This window comes from Paenibacillus sp. EKM10P (assembly GCF_011800655.1).
Taxonomy (GTDB): Bacteria; Bacillota; Bacilli; order Paenibacillales; family Paenibacillaceae; genus Paenibacillus; species Paenibacillus polymyxa.
The window spans coordinates 28,692-48,560 of sequence record NZ_JAALET010000003.1 but is presented as its reverse complement, the minus strand read 5'-3'; the positions used below and the strand labels follow the sequence as shown (position 1 = coordinate 48,560).

The window sequence follows — 19,869 nt, the reverse complement described above, 5'->3', positions numbered from 1 at the left end:
GTAAAGACGTTAAAGCTCGATTGGTGTAAAAACATGATGTTTCCATTTTAGACGATAAGGGTGATGCAGGGCAATGAGTGATATCGTTGTTAGCGATAAGACTTTTGAAATTCAGTCGGAATTCCAACCTCAAGGCGATCAACCCCAGGCCATTTTTGAATTGGTAGAGGGAATTGCAGAAGGAAAGAAGCATCAAACTCTATTGGGTGCTACGGGAACAGGTAAGACGTATACCATCGCTCAGACTATTGCCAAGCTGAATCGGCCTACACTGGTTATTGCGCATAACAAGACTTTGGCTGCTCAACTGGCAAGTGAGTTTAAAGAATTCTTTCCAAACAACTCAGTCGATTATTTTGTCAGCTACTATGATTACTACCAACCGGAAGCGTACATCCCTTCTTCCGATACGTATATTGAGAAGGATTCCAGCATCAATGAGGAGATTGATAAACTTCGCCACTCAGCCACAAGCTCTCTGTTTGAGCGTCGTGACGTTATTATTGTAGCGAGTGTCTCTTGCATTTATGGTTTGGGTTCCCCGAAAGAATATTCAAGCTTGCTGCTCTCGCTTAGAGTCGGCATGGAGAAACCCCGCAATCAGATTTTGTCCCGCTTGGTCGATATTCAATATCAGCGGAACGATATCAACTTCGTGCGGGGTACTTTCCGTGTACGGGGGGATGTTGTTGAAATATTCCCGGCTTCCCATGGAGAAAACGCGATCCGGGTAGAACTGTTCGGAGATGAAATTGAACGGATTACCGAAATTAATGTGCTTACAGGTGAATTGATCGGTGAACGTGAGCATATCGCCATTTTCCCGGCATCTCACTTCGTTACTCATGAGGATACGATGAGGGTAGCACTGGTCAACATCGAACGTGAACTGGAAGAGCGCTTAGCAGAGCTGAAGGAGCAAGGGAAGCTGTTAGAGGCGCAACGTTTGGAGCAACGTACCCGCTATGATATCGAGATGATGAGAGAGGTTGGCTTTTGTTCCGGTGTCGAAAACTACTCGGGTCCACTGACATTCCGTGAGCGTGGAGCAACACCATATACACTGTTGGACTATTTTCCAGATGATATGCTGATCGTCATCGACGAATCTCATGTTACATTGCCGCAGATTCGTGCGATGTATAACGGGGACCAGGCGCGTAAAAATGTTCTCGTTGAACATGGTTTTCGTTTGCCATCTGCCTTGGATAACCGGCCGCTGAAGTTCGAAGAGTTCGAGGACAAAGTGAATCAAATTATCTATGTATCGGCTACTCCAGGCCCGTATGAGATGGAAAAATGCGATACGATGGTGCAGCAGATTATCCGTCCTACCGGTCTCCTTGATCCTATAATTGAGGTGCGTCCAAGCAAAGGTCAGATTGACGATCTCATTAATGAAATACGGCAGCGCATAGAACGTGAAGAACGGGTACTGGTCACCACACTCACGAAGAAAATGGCTGAAGATTTGACAGACTACTTAAAAGAAGTGGGCATCAAGGTTCGGTATATGCACTCCGAGATTAAGACTTTGGAACGGATGGCCATTTTGCGGGATCTTCGTCTGGGAACCTTCGATGTGCTGATCGGGATCAACTTGTTGCGGGAAGGTCTCGATTTGCCGGAAGTATCGCTGGTTGCGATTTTGGATGCGGACAAAGAAGGCTTCCTGCGTTCTGAGCGCTCTCTGATTCAGACGATCGGACGGGCAGCGCGGAATAGTGACGGACGTGTTATTATGTATGGCGATAAGATTACCGATTCTATGGATAAAGCGATTAAGGAAACGGAACGTCGCCGTGCGATTCAAATTCAATACAATGAAGAGCATGGGATTACCCCGCAAACCATCCGTAAAAAGATACGTGATGTCATTGAAGCAACCAAGACGGCAGAGTCCAAGAATGATTACCTTCCTAATGAGACGGGTAAACTTTCCAAGAAGGAGCGTCAATCCCTCATTCAGCGCCTAGAAGCAGAAATGAAGGATGCGGCCAAGAATCTACAGTTCGAACGGGCCGCCGAGTTGCGTGATGCTTTGCTGGAATTGCGGGCTGATTAAACATTGGGAATAAGCTAGAAGCACAACATATTGATAATAAAATGTTTGATTGCTTTTAAGAAATAGCGAGGACGGCCGATGTGGTCGTTCTCTTTGCGATATATCACTTCCATCGGATCATCCGATGCGATATAGGATAACGTGAATTACGGCTAAGGAGATGAAACATTTGGCGAATGAAAGCATCATCATCAAAGGCGCACGCGCGCATAATCTCAAAAATATTGACGTGACGATTCCGCGGGACAAGTTCGTTGTCCTGACAGGGCTTAGCGGCTCAGGTAAATCATCACTGGCTTTCGATACGATCTATGCGGAAGGACAGCGGCGGTATGTGGAATCATTATCTGCGTATGCCCGTCAATTCCTCGGGCAAATGGAGAAACCGGACGTCGATTCGATTGACGGCCTGTCACCTGCCATTTCCATTGACCAAAAAACGACAAGTCGGAATCCTCGTTCTACGGTCGGAACAGTTACAGAAATCTATGATTACCTGCGGTTGTTATTTGCCCGAGTGGGTCATCCTCATTGTCCTGAACATGGCATTGAAATCACTTCACAGACCGTCGAACAGATGGTAGACCGCATTTTGCAGTATCCTGAAAAGACACGGCTACAAATCCTGGCTCCATTGGTATCCGGCCGCAAAGGTGAGCATAAGACACTGTTCACTGATATAGCCAAGCAGGGCTTTGTACGGGTACGTGTGAATGGCGAACTGCGTGAATTGTCCGAGAAGATTGAATTGGAGAAGAACAAGAAGCACTCGATTGAAGTGGTCGTAGACCGGATCGTAGTCAAGGAAGATGTACGTGCGCGTCTGTCCGACTCTATCGAGACGGCACTGAATCTTTCAGGCGGACAGTTGCTTGTAGATATTATAGGGCAAGAGGAGTTGCGATTTAGCTCCAACTTTGCGTGCCCGATTTGCGGTTTTAGCATAGATGAGCTGTCTCCCCGAATGTTCTCCTTTAATAGTCCGTTTGGTGCTTGTCCAGATTGTGATGGGCTAGGAGTTAAAATGGTGGTTGACCCTGATCTGCTCATACCCGATCCAGAAAAAAGTGTAGAAGATGGGGCATTCCAGGCATGGAGTGGAGGAACTTCCACTTATTATCCTCAATTTTTACAGTCCGTATGCGAACACTACGGTATTCCGCAGGACGTTCCTGTAAGCCAATTGACGTCAGAACAAATGAATCTTATTTTGCACGGAACAGGTGACCAGAAGATCCGTTTCCGCTATGAAAATGATTTTGGTCAACGTAAGGAAGCCTATGTGACCTTTGAGGGCATTATCCCGAACCTGGAGCGTCGCTACCGTGATACGGCTTCTGAGGGAATACGTGAATTTATTGAAGGCTTTATGAGTGCAAAGCCATGTAACACCTGTAAGGGGCACCGACTGAAAAAAGAAAGCCTGTCGGTAACCATTCAAGAGCGTAATATCGCTTATGTGACAGCTTTGTCTGTCGGGGAGGCTTCTCAATTTTTCCATACACTGGAGCTGAGTGAGAAAGAGCAGTCGATTGCCAACCTCATTTTAAAGGAAATTAACAGCCGACTGGGATTCCTCGTTAACGTTGGTTTGGAATACCTGACTTTAAGCCGTGCGGCAGGTACATTGTCCGGCGGGGAGGCACAGCGTATCCGATTGGCGACACAGATCGGGTCCAGTCTGATGGGTGTGCTTTATATTTTGGACGAGCCAAGTATCGGGTTGCATCAGCGAGATAATGACCGCCTGATTAGTGCTTTGGAACATATGCGGAACCTAGGCAATACGTTGATCGTGGTGGAGCATGACGAAGATACGATGATGGCGGCAGACTATATCATTGACATTGGGCCAGGAGCCGGAATCCATGGCGGGATGATCATGTCACAGGGGACCCCACAGGAAGTTATGGAAGATCCGAATTCCCTGACCGGTCAATATTTGAGCGGGCGTAAGTTTATTCCGGTCAATAGCGAGCGGCGCAAGCCTGCAGATAAGTGGCTGGAGATTCGCGGAGCCAAGGAGAACAATCTCAAAAATGTGAATGTCAAAATTCCATTGGGTGTTTTCACGGCTGTCACTGGTGTATCCGGGTCTGGGAAATCGACGCTAGTCAACGAAATTTTGTACAAAACGCTGGCGCGTGATCTGAACCGTGCGAGAGTACGTCCAGGTCAACATAAAGAAATTCGCGGGCTAGAGCATATCGAAAAGGTGGTTGAGATCGATCAATCGCCAATCGGCCGTACACCGCGTTCCAATCCTGCGACTTATACCGGTGTGTTCGATGATATCCGTGATTTATTCTCGCAGACGAACGAGGCTAAGGTTCGAGGCTACAAGAAAGGCCGGTTTAGCTTTAACGTTAAGGGAGGCCGATGTGAATCTTGCAGAGGCGACGGCATCATCAAGATTGAGATGCACTTTCTGCCCGATGTGTACGTACCCTGCGAAGTGTGCAAAGGCAAACGCTATAATCGGGAGACCCTCGAGGTTAAGTATAAAGGGAAGAGTATTGCTGATGTGCTGGAGATGACGGTAGAGGATGCAACAGCATTTTTTGAAAATATCCCGAAGATTCACCGCAAGATTCAGACGCTGATGGATGTAGGTTTGGGGTATATCAAGTTGGGTCAACCAGCGACTACCTTGTCCGGTGGTGAAGCACAGCGTGTGAAGCTGGCTTCCGAACTGTATCGTCGCAGCACAGGTAAAACCATTTATATTTTGGATGAGCCGACAACGGGTCTACATGTTCACGATATTGACCGTTTATTGACGGTGCTGCATCGTTTGGTTGATTCGGGAGAAACGGTACTGGTTATTGAACATAATCTAGATGTAATTAAAACAGCCGATTTCCTGATTGATCTGGGGCCTGAAGGCGGAAGCGGCGGTGGAACGATCTTGGCTACCGGGACACCAGAACAACTCGTAAAAGTTGAAGAATCCTATACAGGCCGATACTTAAAGCCGATCCTTGAACGGGATACACAGCGCAGCCAAGCGCTTCAGACCGTCGATCTATAGATACTGTTTAGTGTATGTTTTAGAAACCCTGCACATGCAGGAAGGCAGAATACGAATTAGCGTATTTATGCTTTCCCGTTGGCAGGGTTTATTTTTTTTGTAAAAAAAGAAAACTTTTATCAAATTCCTGCGTTAAAGCATGTGACACATAGTTTACCAAGCGCTGGAATAATAAATCTATATGTATATTCATCGACAGAAAGTCTCTGAGTAATCTCTAAATTTTTGGAGTTTTGGATGTTTAGGCTCGGGCTTGAAGAGGTTAATATATAACTTATGATTATCTAGCATCATACGAAGTTCCGTGCCCCGTGACAACCATTACTAGTTGAAGCGAAACCGTCTATAGTTATATCACATCTAAGATTTATACCACATCTCTGAGGAAGTCATGAAGGGAGCTGGAACGTTTGAAGATTAAGCAAAGTAGAGATCTACGTACACGTGTATACTCATGGGCAGCAGGAGTCACTATAGCGGCATGGTTATTGGGTTATAGTGCTGCACCGTCCTATGCCTCCGAGGTGTCCGAGGCGTATGCGCCCATACAAGCCGAGATCGAAACCAGTGCAGTGATTGGAACTATTAAAGATTCAGAAAACGCTCACAATTATATTCAGCCCGCAGCAAAGGGTGGGTTTGTAATGCTGAACGTCGAGGACATTACAGAAGCAAGTGTGGTACACGTCACGTACGGCAAGCTGGACAGTTCTCTAGAGACTGTATGGAAACACCAGCAGGACCTGAACGTACAACCGGGAACAAGTAGCAGGGGAGTCCAGCGGGAGACGTCAGATGGTGGGTTGTTGTTTCTGATTGATTATACCCAAGCGAACGGAATGCGGGATTTGCAGGCTTCACGATTGGACGCGGATGGAAACCCCTTGTGGTCCAAAACATTACCGACTGATGGCTTGATATCTCAAGGGCAGGGTTCTCAGGTAGGACTGGAGCCACTTGAGGATGGCAGTTTTCTAGTCTCCTCACTGAACCTTGCGGAGCAGTCCTTCACTGTACTCAAATACACAGAAGATGGCGATATACAATGGCATCGAACGACGGCCGGGGTGACCTCAGGTTGGCTGGTTGGCAGTCACAATGGATATTATGCGCTTTTGAACAGCTCAGATGGTCCCGTGGGGGTACAAGCCGATGTGTATGGTCGTAATATCCGTGATGTCCATCTAGACTTAGGATCAGGTAAGGAAATTGCCGCGGTACGTGAGTTGTCCAGCGGTCATATTGCTGTAACAGGGCTTAAAGGAAACAGCAAGCGTACCCAGGTGTTAAGTAATGGTCTGCAATTGTTTAGTAATACAGAGGACTATGCCGCTGACCGGGTGTATCTGCCTGAGGAGCAGTTGTACGTCCAGTTCAGTGATCAATATGATCCACTGGGTAAAACCACGAAGATGCATGGCATTACTATCACAGGCTTAAAAGGAAATGGCACGAAGGTGTGGGAAACGAAGACTCATTATAAGGAAGATAACTCCTTCGGCATCCGATATGATACGGGATTGATATATAAGATTCCTTCAGGCTACGCGGTGGTGACATCTACAACAGGCGCTCAGAAGCCAATAGTACTCGATTTTGCGAAAATATTGATACCGGAGTAATCCGGTGTCTTTTTTTATGAAATCGAAGAAATAGCAAGTAGGTATGGCACTGTGGTGTGGCATAAGAAACAGCCTGCTTGTATATAAAATACAAGCAGGCTGTTAATGGGCTTTATGTCTAGGATGCAACGTGGTTGGACTGTAAAATGGCAGACAACTTCTCTTGGAAAGACGGAATGCCTACACGCTGTACATACGCATAAAAGCTTTCGCCAGCAATCCTATTTTCTTTGTAAAACAGAATAAGCTCTGCCAATACAGGACCAACCTGATCGCCACGCACGCGGCCTTTGAGTGCCTTGTTGAACTGGGCATCTGCTCCAAGTGCCCCGCCGACAGCGATGTCGAACGCGTCAACCATGCCTTCAGGTGTCTTAAGGAGCGAGCCTTGCAGTCCAATGTCGGCAATATGCTTTTGACCGCAGGAATTCGGGCAACCAATAAAATGGATGCGCACCTTTTCATCCAATTGTACGTGCTGATCCAAATACTCGGCAACGTCAATCGCTCGCTTTTTCGTTTCCACAATCGCCAGATTGCAAAACTCATTTCCTGTGCAAGATACTGTACGGCTCATAAAATGCTTGGGCTGTGGTGTCAGGCGTTGCAGCACGGGAGCTTTTAGTAGCTCATCTACTTGATCATCCGGCACACCGCTCAGCAAAATATTTTGCGACATCGTGGTACGAATCTGCCCATCACCGTAGCGGTCAGCCAGGTCGGCCAGTTCATGCAACTCGTCAGCACTGAGGCGACCAACAGGTACGTTCAGACCGACATAGTTCAGACCTTCTTGGGCTTGGGGATGTATACCGTCAAAATAGGCGGCTTGCCAGCCAATGGTTTTATCTTCACCTCGTCCCGGCATTTCGCCAGTGTACTCAGTCAGCTTGGCCAGGAATTTGTCTGGGCCCCAATCGGCAACAAGGAATTTCAGACGGGCATGGTGCCGTTTTTCCCGATAGCCGTAATCACGGAAGATGGTGGTGACAGCAATAGCAACCTTCAGTACTTCCTCAGGACGGACAAACAAATCCAGCGGATGTGCCAAATGCGGCTTGGCGGATAGTCCTCCGCCAACCATCACATGGAAGCCAACCACTTCTTTTCCGTTAAGGATCTTGGTTGCCGGTGTGAAGGACAGGTCGTTAATTTCAGCCTGTGCATTATTGTACGTATTACTGGAGATGGACATTTTGTATTTGCGCGGAAGATTGGAAAAGTCGCGATTCAATAAGAAAAAGCGGTTTACTTCATCTACAATCTCCTGAGTATCCACCAGCTCATTAGGATCAATGCCAGCCAGAGGATTGCCGACAATGGTACGAGGGCAGTCCCCACAGGCTTCAAAGGAATACAAACCAACCTTTTCCAGCCGTTCGAAAATATCCGGCAAGCTTTCAACGGTCAGCCAGTGAAATTGAATCGCCTGACGGGTGGTGACATCCACAAGATCGCGCCCGTACAGTGCGGAGATGTCCGCTAAGGCACGTGCCTGGGCTGAAGTCATGATCCCTGTATTGATGCGGACGCGCATCATGAAATGACCATCCTTGGGTTTTTGCTGGTAAACCCCAGCCCATTTGAATCGGTCCATATCGTCCGCAGAGATCGAGTCATACCCTTTGTGTGCATAGCTTTCGATGATGGTACGTATAACGTCGAGACCATCCTTTTCCAGCTTGACTAACTCAAACTTGTTAAGCTTATCGGGATGAGCAATCCAGATGGGTTCATAGGCCATCTTTTTAACCTCCTTCATGTGTCTTATTTATACTTGAGATTTTAGATATAGAACTCACGATTTTTTATTTCCGACAATATAACTAAGATATAATGTGATGGTATCATAGTTGGTTATGCCCGTAAACGAAGGAATGGTCCAAAGGGTATAACGATTTTTTATTGTTTTTGCTTATTTTTTTGATATAAGGATTTGGAAAATTTATAATATAAATAGTATGAGAGGATAGGGATGTGGCAAACGGCGCTTTTTTAGAAAAAGATAGGGCTTAAAGCGATTGTATGCGTGTCCCCTCTATGGTAGATTTGGACTAACTGATAGAACAGGGTCATGTTAGAGAGGAAATGGTGAGTATATGCGTAAGATGGGGAAAAGGGTAGCTGTGCTGGCTTTGGGCAGCGCTCTATGTGTTTCTGGAACGGCAGGTGCAGCCAGCAGTGGAGCTGCGTTGAAGGCCAAGGTCATTAATGGCGGGGTCTATGTTAACGTAAGAGATATGAATAAAGCATTAGGAACCAGCGGCGCGTATAACAGCGCAAATGGTACATATACGTTATCGGCCGATCGTGTGCCGCAGGTCGTTAAAAATGTATCTCCTTCGGTAGTCGGCATCATTGGCCGTTCTGCGACAGGAGAGACCGTAGCAGGGGGAGACCGATACAACCTGGCTCACGGCACGGGTGTCATCATTCGGGCAGATGGATGGATTGTTACGAACGCGCATGTAATCGAAGGATTAGGTGATGCCGTAGTTGTAACCTCGGACGGAAAATCTTACGGAATCATCGACAGCTACAGCGATCCGATCAGTGACTTGGCGTTGATTAAAATTAAGGCAAGCGGTCTTAAACCTGCTACCTTTGCAGCTTCTACGAATAGTTTACAGGTAGGCGAGCAGGTAGTAGCTATCGGTACGCCGATCTCCTTTTCACTTCGTAACTCGGCAACCTCAGGGGTTGTTAGCGGACTGAACCGTGGTGTCAACGCTGCGTATCGTCTCATTCAAAGTGATACCGCGATCAACCCTGGTAACAGCGGTGGTCCGCTGGTCAATCTCAAGGGCGAGGTTATCGGGATCAATACAATGAAGTTCTCAGCGGTCGGAATTGAAAATATGGGCTTTTCGATTCCGGCGGATACAGTGAAATATGTCATCAATCAATTTTTCAAATATGGTGAGGTTCGACGTGCTAGTCTTGGTCTAGGGCTTGAAGAGAGCTGGTCGGCTATCGTGGGGTTGCCTACCGAGGACCCTTTGAAAGTCACTAAAGTCACCTCAGCCAGTGCCGTACAGGTTAAAATCAAGGAAGGCGATGAGTTGTATAGTATTAACGGCAAGCGTGTAGCTTCCGCCATTGATGTCAATGAGCTGCTTAAAAACTATCAACCGGGCCAAACGGTGAGTGTACTTATGCAGTCGGACGGTGATATTGTGAAGCGCAAGCTGGTACTGACACAGGATACTGGTGAAATTTATGATTCCATTCAGTCTGGAGAAGATCTTGAAGACTCGAATGAATCAGGAGCTGCTGTAGATGACGGTATAGCGCCTCCGAAGGAAGCGTCAGATTCAGCTACGGGAAAGTGAACGATAACGGCTCATCAATCTATAAAATAAAGCTAAAGGGAGATTTACTGTGAAGCATATGCAAAGAAAAATGATGCGTAAGCTGGGGGTCGGCGCTGTCGCATTGTCCCTTCTGCTTACCGCTTTACCAGCAGTTGCAGCAGATCAAGATAAAAACATATTGGAATTGCGTCTGCAAAGTGGCAGCAATACAGCCATCGTGAACGGCCAAAATGCGAATATTACGAAACCCTATTCCAAAAGTGGAGCACTGATGGTTCCGGCTGGTGTGTTTAAAAAGGCATTTAACAGCAAAATTCGCCTAGCTGAAGATAATGTGGTTAAGATCACCAGCGGCACTCACGTTGTATCGCTGACAATTGGTAGTCGTACAGCCTGGGTGAGAGGACACAAGGTGACACTTCCGGCTCCACCGGAAATGTCGTCAGGAATCCTCATGGTGCCTTTGCGTCAAGTAGCAGAAGGACTGGGCGGTAAGATGGAGAAGAATGGCGCAGGAATCATCATTCGGATGGAAGCCCAAGAAGAGGCGGGCACGGTAGCAGAAGAATCACCGAACATTGATAATGATGAGGGCAAGACGCAGATCGGGAATAGTTACTACGATTGGTCCATGAACTATCCAACAGGACTCGTTATCGGTCAGGGGGGTGGAGATGAGAGTATTTCCACATTTATGGACGAGAACAGTGCATACTACATGGAAGTACACACAGCATTACAGCCGGTTCCACTGAATGCAGACGATTTGTTGCAACAATTGGTGCAGGCAGCCAAGGAAACGGGAGAAACTGTAGTGGACCGAAAATCCTTCCCGAAAGCGAAAGTGCCTTATGCTCGTGTTATTACGAAGGATGGGGACGGCGTACTGTGGGAAAATCGTCAGTACTATGACAACGGACGACTGTATGTAATTTATTTTTCCGATGCTAAAGCAACGAACTATAAAGATCTGGCCCAGTATGCTGGACTGTTGAACTCCTTTAAAACCTCTTTTAATGCACAGGATAAAAGTATTAAAGACTTGTCCACTGTTGTAGGAGGCACACGAGAGGCTGGGAATCAAGACTACGGTATGTCACTCAAAATACCTGCAGGCTGGAAAATGGACGACCAGCGGATGCAATATGAAAGCAATGACGGATCAAGCTTCCACATGAAAGTCACCTCTGCTCCAGCAGATGGAAAATTGGAAAACTGGGGTCAGCAACTGCAAAAATGGCTGAGCGATTCATTTGTGTCCACAGCATACGAGGCACAAAAGACATACCCGCTAGAGGTTGCAGGTGTTCAGGGATTAGTGCAGGAGTACCGCTATAATTTTGGGGATGAATGGGTCAAGGAGTACAATGTGCTAATTCAGCAAAATGGATATCGCTACCTGGCTGAATACGCAGTGCCTGAAAAGGTAAGCAAGGGAAATGACCAGTTCAACGCGCTCATTTCTTCGCTTCAAATCGATTTTCAAACAGTAGCGAATAACTTTGGACAATTGGAAGAGGATGACTACCTGGCGGACAAAACGAAAACGATCAAAAAGACTTCTAAAGCATATGAATATACAGTAAATATCCCACGGTATTGGACTGCGGTTAGTGATCAATTTGAATTGGGCGATATAGAGTATCAATTTACCGGAGGACGTTTTTCCATTAAAATCGACAACGACCAATCCTTTGAATTAACGGTGTCCCAGCTTAAGGACTTCTATGATAAGCAAGCCAAGAACTATAAAAACCTCAAAGTAGAGGAAGTTAAGGATGTAACGTTTGCCGGTGTGCCGGCAGTGTCCTTTACATTCCACCGTGTGGACGAAGGTATCGGCTATACAGGTCGCCAAATCGTTCTGGAGCATAACGGTAAAACATATACCGTAACAACGACATTAAACGATGCAAACAACACGGGTGTACAGTCCAACGCACTGGATTCGACGCTGAATTCGTTTAGTTTTGTGAAGTAAGAAGGTGTGGGTAAAAGATCAGTGAGTTGTAGTGGGAAGAGGCTACACGTGCCATTTGATCCTACGATCGCTGTTGATCCGGGATTCTTGGATTGTGTAAGGATTGAATAGTAAGAATCCCAGGTCAAAGGCGAACGCTCGCGCTTCTTCGGATTCAAATGGCCCGCTTCGCTGGCCACCGCCAAATATTCCTAATCTTTTAGAGAGTGAAGTAAGCAGGGAAGTGCGAAGGCTGCATACTTTTACGAGGCCTTATTTCGCCTTTTTGCTATAATACGACCACCAAGCTTCATCATTGAGCTTTTTCTTACGGCAAGGTCAGTAAGCTTTGGTAATATAAAAAATGGAAGGCGATATATAGGAGGAATCCGAAAATAATTACGCTAAAGGCAGTCGACAAAAGTAATTGGGAAGAATGTGCTGAACTTCAACCGAGCCCTGAGCAACAAAGGTTTATGGTATCTAACCTTTACTCAATTGCTGAATGTCAGTTTTTGGATGGGTTTTTATCTAGAGCGATTTATAATAATGACGTATTGATTGGTTTTACGATGTTTGGTTTAGACCCGGATGACGGGAATTACTGGATTTACCGATTTATGATTGACGAAAGATTTCAAGGCCAAGGCCATGGTTACCATGCAATGTTGCTGGTTATTGACGAAATAAGGAAAGCCAGTAATCGGACTGATATGATCATGATTGGATATAAACCAGACAATGAACTTGCTAGAAAGCTATACAGAAAATCTGGTTTCAGGGAGGAAGGAATATCACCCTGGGGAGAAATGCTTGCGAAGTATAGCTTTGCCTAGTTAATGGTATGATGACGCACCTCCAATGCACCGCTGACCGGGATTGGAGGTGTTTTTGTATTTCAGTATTATATTTTTAAAGGAATCGCTTGGAAAGTATAGAAGCTTGGGGCGCAGTCTGGTACACTAGATTAGTTACAAGATAAGAATAATTTCTGCCGCAGATGTTTGTGATGCGGATTTTTTGAGTTGGATGCGATTCATGCGGAGGACCGATGGTTCAGCGTGTGAATGATCGGACAAGATGATAGAGACAGATAGGACTTAATAATATGATTCTTAGTAAGTTTCCATTCCCCTGACTGAACATAACCAGCTTTGGAATGAGTGGATGGAACGTTCTTGAGATGACCAAGTAAGCAGCATAGCTGCCCTGAAAACAACGAGATTCAATGAGGGGTCATTCGTTTTCAGCATATAGGGAGGGCAATAATGAAATCAGCAGTACGAAGAGAAGATGTCGAGCTTCTGGCACCAGCAGGTGACTGGGATTGTATGCGTGCGGCGGTAGCAAACGGAGCCGATGCGATCTTTTTTGGGGTGGAAAAATTCAACGCACGAGCACGGGCGAATAATTTTCGCATGGATGAACTGCCCGAGATTATGGCCTTTTTGCATAGCTACGGGGTTAAGGGCTTTTTGACATTCAATATACTGGTATTTGAAAACGAGCTGGAGGACGCTAAAGAGCTGGTTGATGCCTGTATTGATGCCGGAGTCGATGCCCTAATTGTTCAGGATATGGGTTTGGTGAAAATGATCCGCGACATTTCACCGGATTTCCCGATCCATGGTTCTACCCAAATGACGATCACCTCGCCGGAGGCTGTAGAATTTACAAAGCCGTACAACATGGAACGGGTTGTGCTGGGTCGTGAAAATAATCTAAAACAAATTCAAAAAATTGGCGATCAAGCGAGACTTCCGATGGAAGTATTCGTGCATGGAGCTTTGTGCGTATCTTATTCAGGCCAATGCCTGACTTCAGAAATGTGGGGCGGACGCTCTGCAAACCGTGGTGAATGTGCACAGGCATGCCGTTTGCCTTACGATCTGATGGTGGATGGAGAGCAAAAGCCGATGGCCGATGTGACATACCTGCTATCCCCTAAGGATTTGGCAGCCATTGATTTGATGCCAGAACTGATCGATGCAGGTGTGGTTTCCTTTAAAATCGAAGGGCGACTGAAAACGCCTGAATATGTAGCGAATGTGGTTAGCAAATATCGTAAAGCCATTGACAAGTATTTTGATGGCGATACGTCCAAGACGAGCAAAGAAGATATCCGCGAGCTGCAGCAGAGCTTTTCACGCGGCTTTACGCACGGTTTTCTGGAAGGAACGAATAACAAAAAGCTGGTGGACGGTACGTTCCCGAAAAGCCGGGGTGTGTATTTGGGTCGAGTGGAGCAAATCCTTCGTGATGGCGTAGTGTGCCGTATCGATGCACCGCTCAAGCGTGGCGATGGTATTGTATTTGATGCAGGAGATCCTACGCAAAAAGAAGAAGGCGGACGTGTATACGATATCCGCCGCAAGGGCGTGAAGATTGAAGGCGAAGCTGGAGAAGGATGGATCGTTGACATCGTAGCGGGACGCAACGATGTGGATCTGCGCCGTGTGCACGTGGGCGACCGTATTTGGAAGACCAACGACCCGGCGCTGGACAAGCGTCTGCGCCAGTCGTACGAAACCGAAAAGCCGTACCGTGTCTTCCCGGTACATGTGCGGGTCAGCGGCTCCCCAGGACAGCCGCTGTCGACATGGTGGACCGACGTGCAGAAAGGCACAACGGTCCGTGTGGACTCTGAGCTGGAGCTTGAAATCGCCCAGAAGCGTCCGATGACGCACGAACTGCTCGAAGAGCAGTTCGGCCGACTGGGCGGAACAGTGTTCCAGCTGGAGGAGTTGGACGTCCATCTGCATGGGGACGTCATCGTACCTATGCGCGAGCTGAACAGTATCCGCCGTCAGGCGGTGGAACTGCTCGCGGGCGAGCGCCCCAAACCGCCCGTATACACGAAGCGGGCGGTAGAGGTGTATGGCGATGCATCGGCTCCAGCATCGTCTGTGGCGCACGGTCAGGCAGAGCTGACCGCGCTGTGCCGCAGCCTCCCTCAGGTAGAGGCTGCGCTTGAGGCCGGCGTGGAGTTCATCTACGCCGACTTCGAGTTCATCAAGCAATTTCCGGCAGCTGTAGAGGCTGTGCACGGCGCTGGGCGCCGAATTGCGCTGGTGACTCCGCGTATTCACATGCCAGGCGAAAACGGATATCACAACAATATCCTGCGCCTGCAACCGGATGCTGTGCTGGTACGCAATCCGGGAGCATTGTATTTTTACATGCGTCACCGCTTGGAGAACCCGGATGCACATCATCCGCAATTGATTGGCGACTTCTCGCTGAATATCGCCAACCATAAAGCGGCTGACCTGTTCCTGGATTCCGGCTGCGACCTGGTGACACCGTCATATGATTTGAACATCCAACAGATGGTCGATATGCTGGGACGTACACGTACCGACAAGCTGGAGATCGTCATCCAGCAGCATTTGCCGATGTTCCATACCGAACACTGCGTGTATTGTACTTTTATGAGTGAAGGCACAGACTACACCAACTGTGGTCGTCCATGTGAGGATCATCGCGCATCCCTGCGTGATCGTATTGGGATGTCTCACCCGGTTCGTGTGGACGAAGGATGCCGTAATACGGTGTACAACGCGATTGAGCAATCAGGCGCGGAATACCTGTCTAACTTCCTAGAACTAGGCGTGTCCCGTTACCGCGTGGAATTTTTGGAGGAGACACCAGAGCAAGTTCATGAGGTTATTGATCTCTATAACCGTGCTTTGCGCGGTGAAATCAGCGGAACACAAGTATGGAAGACGCTGAAAGCGACGAATCAGCTAGGGGTTACACGTGGGCAACTGGTGAAGTAAATATGAATAACTGTATATTTGTTCAGGAGCCAAATATATTTTAGAAACATAATATAATCATATAGTAAGTAGAGATTGAAGACATGTTCTCTTTAAGGGAAGATGTCTTCTTCTTTAACCTATTAAATTTATCTATCTACCTGTTATAATCATAGACAGTATACCTAACCGTTATATTGAAGACAAAGGAGTCTTAACCTATGAAAATCCGTAAAGCAATTATTCCTGCTGCGGGACTAGGAACCCGGTTCCTTCCTGCGACGAAAGCCATGCCTAAAGAGATGCTTCCCATTGTAGACAAACCAACCATTCAATATATCATTGAAGAAGCTGTTGCATCTGGTATAGAAGATATCATTATCGTTACTGGTAAAGGCAAAAGGGCGATAGAGGATCATTTTGACTACTCCTTTGAGCTGGAGCATAATTTGACTTCGAAGGAAAAATGGAACCTGCTCAATGAAGTACGCAAACCATCAGAGATGGCAGATATCCACTATATTCGTCAAAAGGAACCTAAAGGCTTGGGGCATGCCATCTGGTGTGCACGTAAGTTTATTGGTGATGAACCATTCGCCGTACTTTTAGGAGATGACATCGTTGAATCTGAGAATCCTTGTCTCAAACAGATGATTGACGTGTTCGATGAGTATCAGCGTTCTGTAGTAGGTGTAAAGCAAGTCGATTGGAACGAGGTGCATCGTTACGGAATTGTGGAAGGCCATGCACTTACTTCCAAAATCTCTGAGGCGGAACGATTAGTGGAAAAGCCAAAGAAGGAAGAAGCCAAATCCAACTTGGCGATCATGGGACGTTATATCTTGACGCCTGACATTTTCGATATCCTGGGTCAGCAATCCGCAGGAGTAGGCGGGGAAATTCAACTGACGGACGCATTGTCCAAGCTGGGAGAAAAGAACCCTATTCTGGCTTATGAATTTGATGGCAATCGCCACGATGTTGGCGAGAAGCTGGGATTCATTGAAACGACCATTCATTATGCTCTACAGCATAACGAAATCAAGGATGAAGTACTGGCTTATATGAGACAGGTTATTGAAGAGATTGACCAACAAAAATAAACATCTCGCTAAACACAATATGCTTCCTTAATATAAAAAAGAGACTATCAGGTGTTGTTACATCATCTGATAGTCTCTTTTTTCTTAACTATTTCTCCGCTTTCAACTGTTCGATCTGCTCCTTCTCCTTCGGATCAGCCTTAATCAGCTTGTCGTACAATGCTTCATCGTTTTGGCCTTGCTGTTGTAGGGCAGCAATGTAATAGCGAGCGACCTCACGATTTGTAGCATCACTCAGGTCGTCCTTCAAGCCGCTTTTGAGGATGCTTGCAGCCTCAGCAGGCTTACCTGACATGAACTCAATTTTGCCCGTACTGAGCGCAATGCCTGGAGTTACTTCAAAAGTACGTGTCAACTCGATTTCAGGTGGAACCGTCTTAAGATGAGCTACCCCATCCAGAACCTTCTGATAAGCAGTAAGACCTGCTTGGAAATACTTCTGTTCCTTGGCGGTGTCCTTCTGCTCGCGTGCCTTATTACCAATAGTGTAGGCTTGAGTAATCAACATGTTGTACCAGTCATTGTCCCAGTTGAAGTTGGAAATGTTATTTTCCAAAATGCTGAAGGCCTGCTCATTTTCACCTTTTGCTTTTAAAAGGTTGACTTTGGAGCTATACATGATTTTATTATACGGTTCTGCCTTCAGGCCCGTATTAAGTACCTCTATTGCAGCGTTATAAAATTCCTCTTTTTTCGTTTGATCATACACACTCTTGTACAGTGCAGCCAATCTTATAACCGAATCCGGGTGCGTAGGACGAAGTTCAAGATCCTTATTAATGGCACTTTGCATTTCCTCAAATGATGAGCTTACCGCCATAATTTGTTTGGCAGTTGTGGCAGCATTGGCTGATTGCACGAAGCGAAGACCTGAAAAAAGCACTACGATGCTTAGAACGCCAATGATGGCACTATACATGATTCGGAATCCCGAAGCATTCATAGACAGACGTTTAAGCGACTTGCTGTCCATAGCAGCGGCCATACCACCGAGACTCACAAATACCAATATGCCCATGAACACGTAACTAAGATTAAAGTCCAGCAAGCTATGAAGTAAGATCGAAAGTGCCAAAATGAGATATAGGAAGTGAGAATCCCGTTCTTCATCATTTTGTCTAATATAGTTGCGGATATATTTATAGAAAATATATAAGATGAATGACATGAAAATTACGAAACCGATAATACCTACTTCAACTAAATACTGCATGAAAAAGTTATGGGCCTGACGGCTTGTATAAGGATAATCTTGATATTTCTCGTATAAAGTTGCCCAACCGCCACCGCCGCTTCCGATAATCGGGTGGTCTTTAATCGATTTGGCAGCATCCTGATAGAATACCAGTCGTTCCAGCACACTATGCTGGCGGAAATTGATGTTTTCTAACCGGACCTGTACGTTCTCCGGCAGTACGCTACGCAGGCCAGTTCCCATCAACAGAAAACCCAGCAAGCCAATCACCACAACTGACCCGACAGGCAACCACAAATTGGATAACTTGCGTGAAGTCCATCCTTTGAGAGCATTCTCCAGCTTTGGAGCCAAATAACGTTCAACAAGCCACAGTACGACAGCTACAGCCAGGGAGACACCAATAAGTAATCCCCAAGCCTCGGCAGCCTCTCCGCCGTTGTAAGTCTTATTGAGTTGTAATCCCATATTTGTAATCGGCGCCAAGATAGATATTGACGCTACACCAGCAATGGCGCAATGCAAAATCCATATAATTTGGCGTGCTGGTTTAAAGAAAAGCAAAAGAATCACGAACACGACAGGTAGCATAACCAGACCGCCCCGTGACAAAGTCAGGAATAGCGAGACTAGAATAGGCACCAACATGAAGCCGTGGATAGCCTTGCCATACCATAGTTTTGATTTCATCAGACAGAAAACGGCAGCGAATAGGAAAGCCATTAGAAAGGCCGCATATGTATTCGCATATTGAAACACTGATGTCAGCCGGAGACCATTTGTATCTGTCATAACTGCATTGGTATAGCGATATTGATACACATATTGGGTAAACCAGCCTACCATTTTGCCGGCAAGCACCCACTGTCCGAACCAGTTAATGAAGCCAAAGCCTACGATGATATAAGCAATAGTCATAATCAGGTTGTGAATAATCTTATTGCCTAAGCGATCCTGTAGTAGATAGATTGAGATAATAAACAGAGCGGCATAGATGCACTGTACCACAACCATATTCATGGCCAGGTAATGTGAAGCTGCTGAAGTCAGTGAAAGCACATAAGTTAGGGGAAGCAATAATACTAATACAGTCAGCCAATCCCTTTGCTCTTCTAACTTGAATTTTTTAAAATAGGTTACGATTCCTAAAATTAATAGAATCGTGCTGATGATCAAAGCCCAATAGAGTGGCTTTTCAAAATCGAGCATTTGCCCATTGAAAAGTGCAGCCTGGAAGGGAGACCAAGTTAAAAACAGAATCATGCCAACAATTAACACCCAAAACATAGCCGGCCTTTTATCGTCACGGGTCGACGTTTTGGCCTGTTTCCCGTATACTGGATTCGACAAGGTTTACAATCTCCTTTTTTTGAAGTTAATGCTAGTATTTTAACATAACAATTATTACAACTGTACAGTTAATAGTTTTTATCAGTGCAAGGCGAATTTTAATTGAATTATGTGTACACACATTCACATAAAGAAATCCAACATGAGCTACACTTATCTTACCATAGTCTAACACAGCGAGCTAGAAAGCCTACACCAGTAGGGGAACATGCCAGAGCCTTCGTCAAGTAGCGTGGCAGACATTCTGCCATGACTAAGCCGAGAGCTTTGTCGGAATGCAGAGCAGGTAAATCTATCAAGCGAAACGATTTCAGGAAAGTTATGCCCAGCGCTGTTGCTCCTTGACTGCAGAAAAAAATACCTGAAGAGGCTTAGGCTCATCGAAGAGGAGCTTTAGACCTCATGGCTTCCGAACAGATTGTGTGAAAGGCTCTGTCAACCAGGACAGCATGCGTGTAACGTTGGGGAATT

General features: G+C 46.3%; 10 protein-coding genes. 8 read left to right on the top strand and 2 right to left on the bottom strand.

What is annotated here, in order from left to right:
* Positions 1 to 73: 73 nt before the first annotated feature.
* The 3 genes from uvrB (at position 74) to HFE01_RS09660 (ending at position 6,718) form a co-directional block, all read left to right on the top strand.
* The gene (uvrB, locus tag HFE01_RS09670) at positions 74 to 2,065 is read left to right on the top strand and encodes an excinuclease ABC subunit UvrB (RefSeq protein WP_013373322.1); all 1,992 of its coding nucleotides are present in this window, start codon (positions 74 to 76) and stop codon (positions 2,063 to 2,065) included.
* A gap of 169 nt (positions 2,066 to 2,234) precedes the next feature.
* Positions 2,235 to 5,096 (top strand): excinuclease ABC subunit UvrA, encoded by a 2,862-nt coding sequence (uvrA, locus tag HFE01_RS09665; protein ID WP_019688755.1) that lies wholly within the window; start codon positions 2,235 to 2,237, stop codon positions 5,094 to 5,096.
* A gap of 410 nt (positions 5,097 to 5,506) precedes the next feature.
* A complete protein-coding gene (locus HFE01_RS09660; RefSeq protein ID WP_019688754.1) occupies positions 5,507 to 6,718 on the top strand; it encodes a hypothetical protein in 1,212 nt (403 codons plus the stop codon).
* Positions 6,719 to 6,836: 118 nt separating this feature from the next.
* On the opposite strand, the gene HFE01_RS09655 is transcribed toward HFE01_RS09660, so the two are convergent.
* Positions 6,837 to 8,462, bottom strand: a complete 1,626-nt coding sequence (locus HFE01_RS09655) for a nitrite/sulfite reductase (protein WP_167437846.1) — start codon at positions 8,460 to 8,462, stop codon at positions 6,837 to 6,839.
* A gap of 355 nt (positions 8,463 to 8,817) precedes the next feature.
* Here HFE01_RS09655 and HFE01_RS09650 point away from each other — a divergent pair, with 355 nt between their 5' ends.
* From HFE01_RS09650 to galU, 5 genes are all read left to right on the top strand, one after another.
* On the top strand, positions 8,818 to 10,050 hold the full coding sequence (locus HFE01_RS09650) for a S1C family serine protease (RefSeq protein WP_167437845.1): 1,233 nt from the start codon (positions 8,818 to 8,820) through the stop codon (positions 10,048 to 10,050).
* Between the two features lie 49 nt (positions 10,051 to 10,099).
* The gene (locus HFE01_RS09645; RefSeq protein ID WP_167437844.1) at positions 10,100 to 12,013 is read left to right on the top strand and encodes a stalk domain-containing protein; all 1,914 of its coding nucleotides are present in this window, start codon (positions 10,100 to 10,102) and stop codon (positions 12,011 to 12,013) included.
* 374 nt (positions 12,014 to 12,387) lie between these two features.
* Complete coding sequence (locus tag HFE01_RS09640; RefSeq protein ID WP_045244617.1) at positions 12,388 to 12,828, top strand: GNAT family N-acetyltransferase; 441 nt, start codon at positions 12,388 to 12,390, stop codon at positions 12,826 to 12,828.
* A 432-nt stretch (positions 12,829 to 13,260) separates the two neighbouring features.
* Positions 13,261 to 15,771 carry a U32 family peptidase gene (locus HFE01_RS09635; RefSeq protein WP_181323664.1) on the top strand — a complete coding sequence of 837 codons (2,511 nt, stop codon included), beginning with the start codon at positions 13,261 to 13,263 and terminating at the stop codon, positions 15,769 to 15,771.
* A 200-nt stretch (positions 15,772 to 15,971) separates the two neighbouring features.
* Entirely contained in the window at positions 15,972 to 16,853 is an 882-nt protein-coding gene (gene galU, locus HFE01_RS09630) for a UTP--glucose-1-phosphate uridylyltransferase GalU (protein ID WP_117290394.1), read from the top strand.
* Positions 16,854 to 16,941: 88 nt separating this feature from the next.
* Here galU and HFE01_RS09625 read toward each other — a convergent pair whose 3' ends face one another.
* Complete coding sequence (locus HFE01_RS09625; protein ID WP_167437843.1) at positions 16,942 to 19,398, bottom strand: O-antigen ligase family protein; 2,457 nt, start codon at positions 19,396 to 19,398, stop codon at positions 16,942 to 16,944.
* Positions 19,399 to 19,869: the final 471 nt, after the last annotated feature.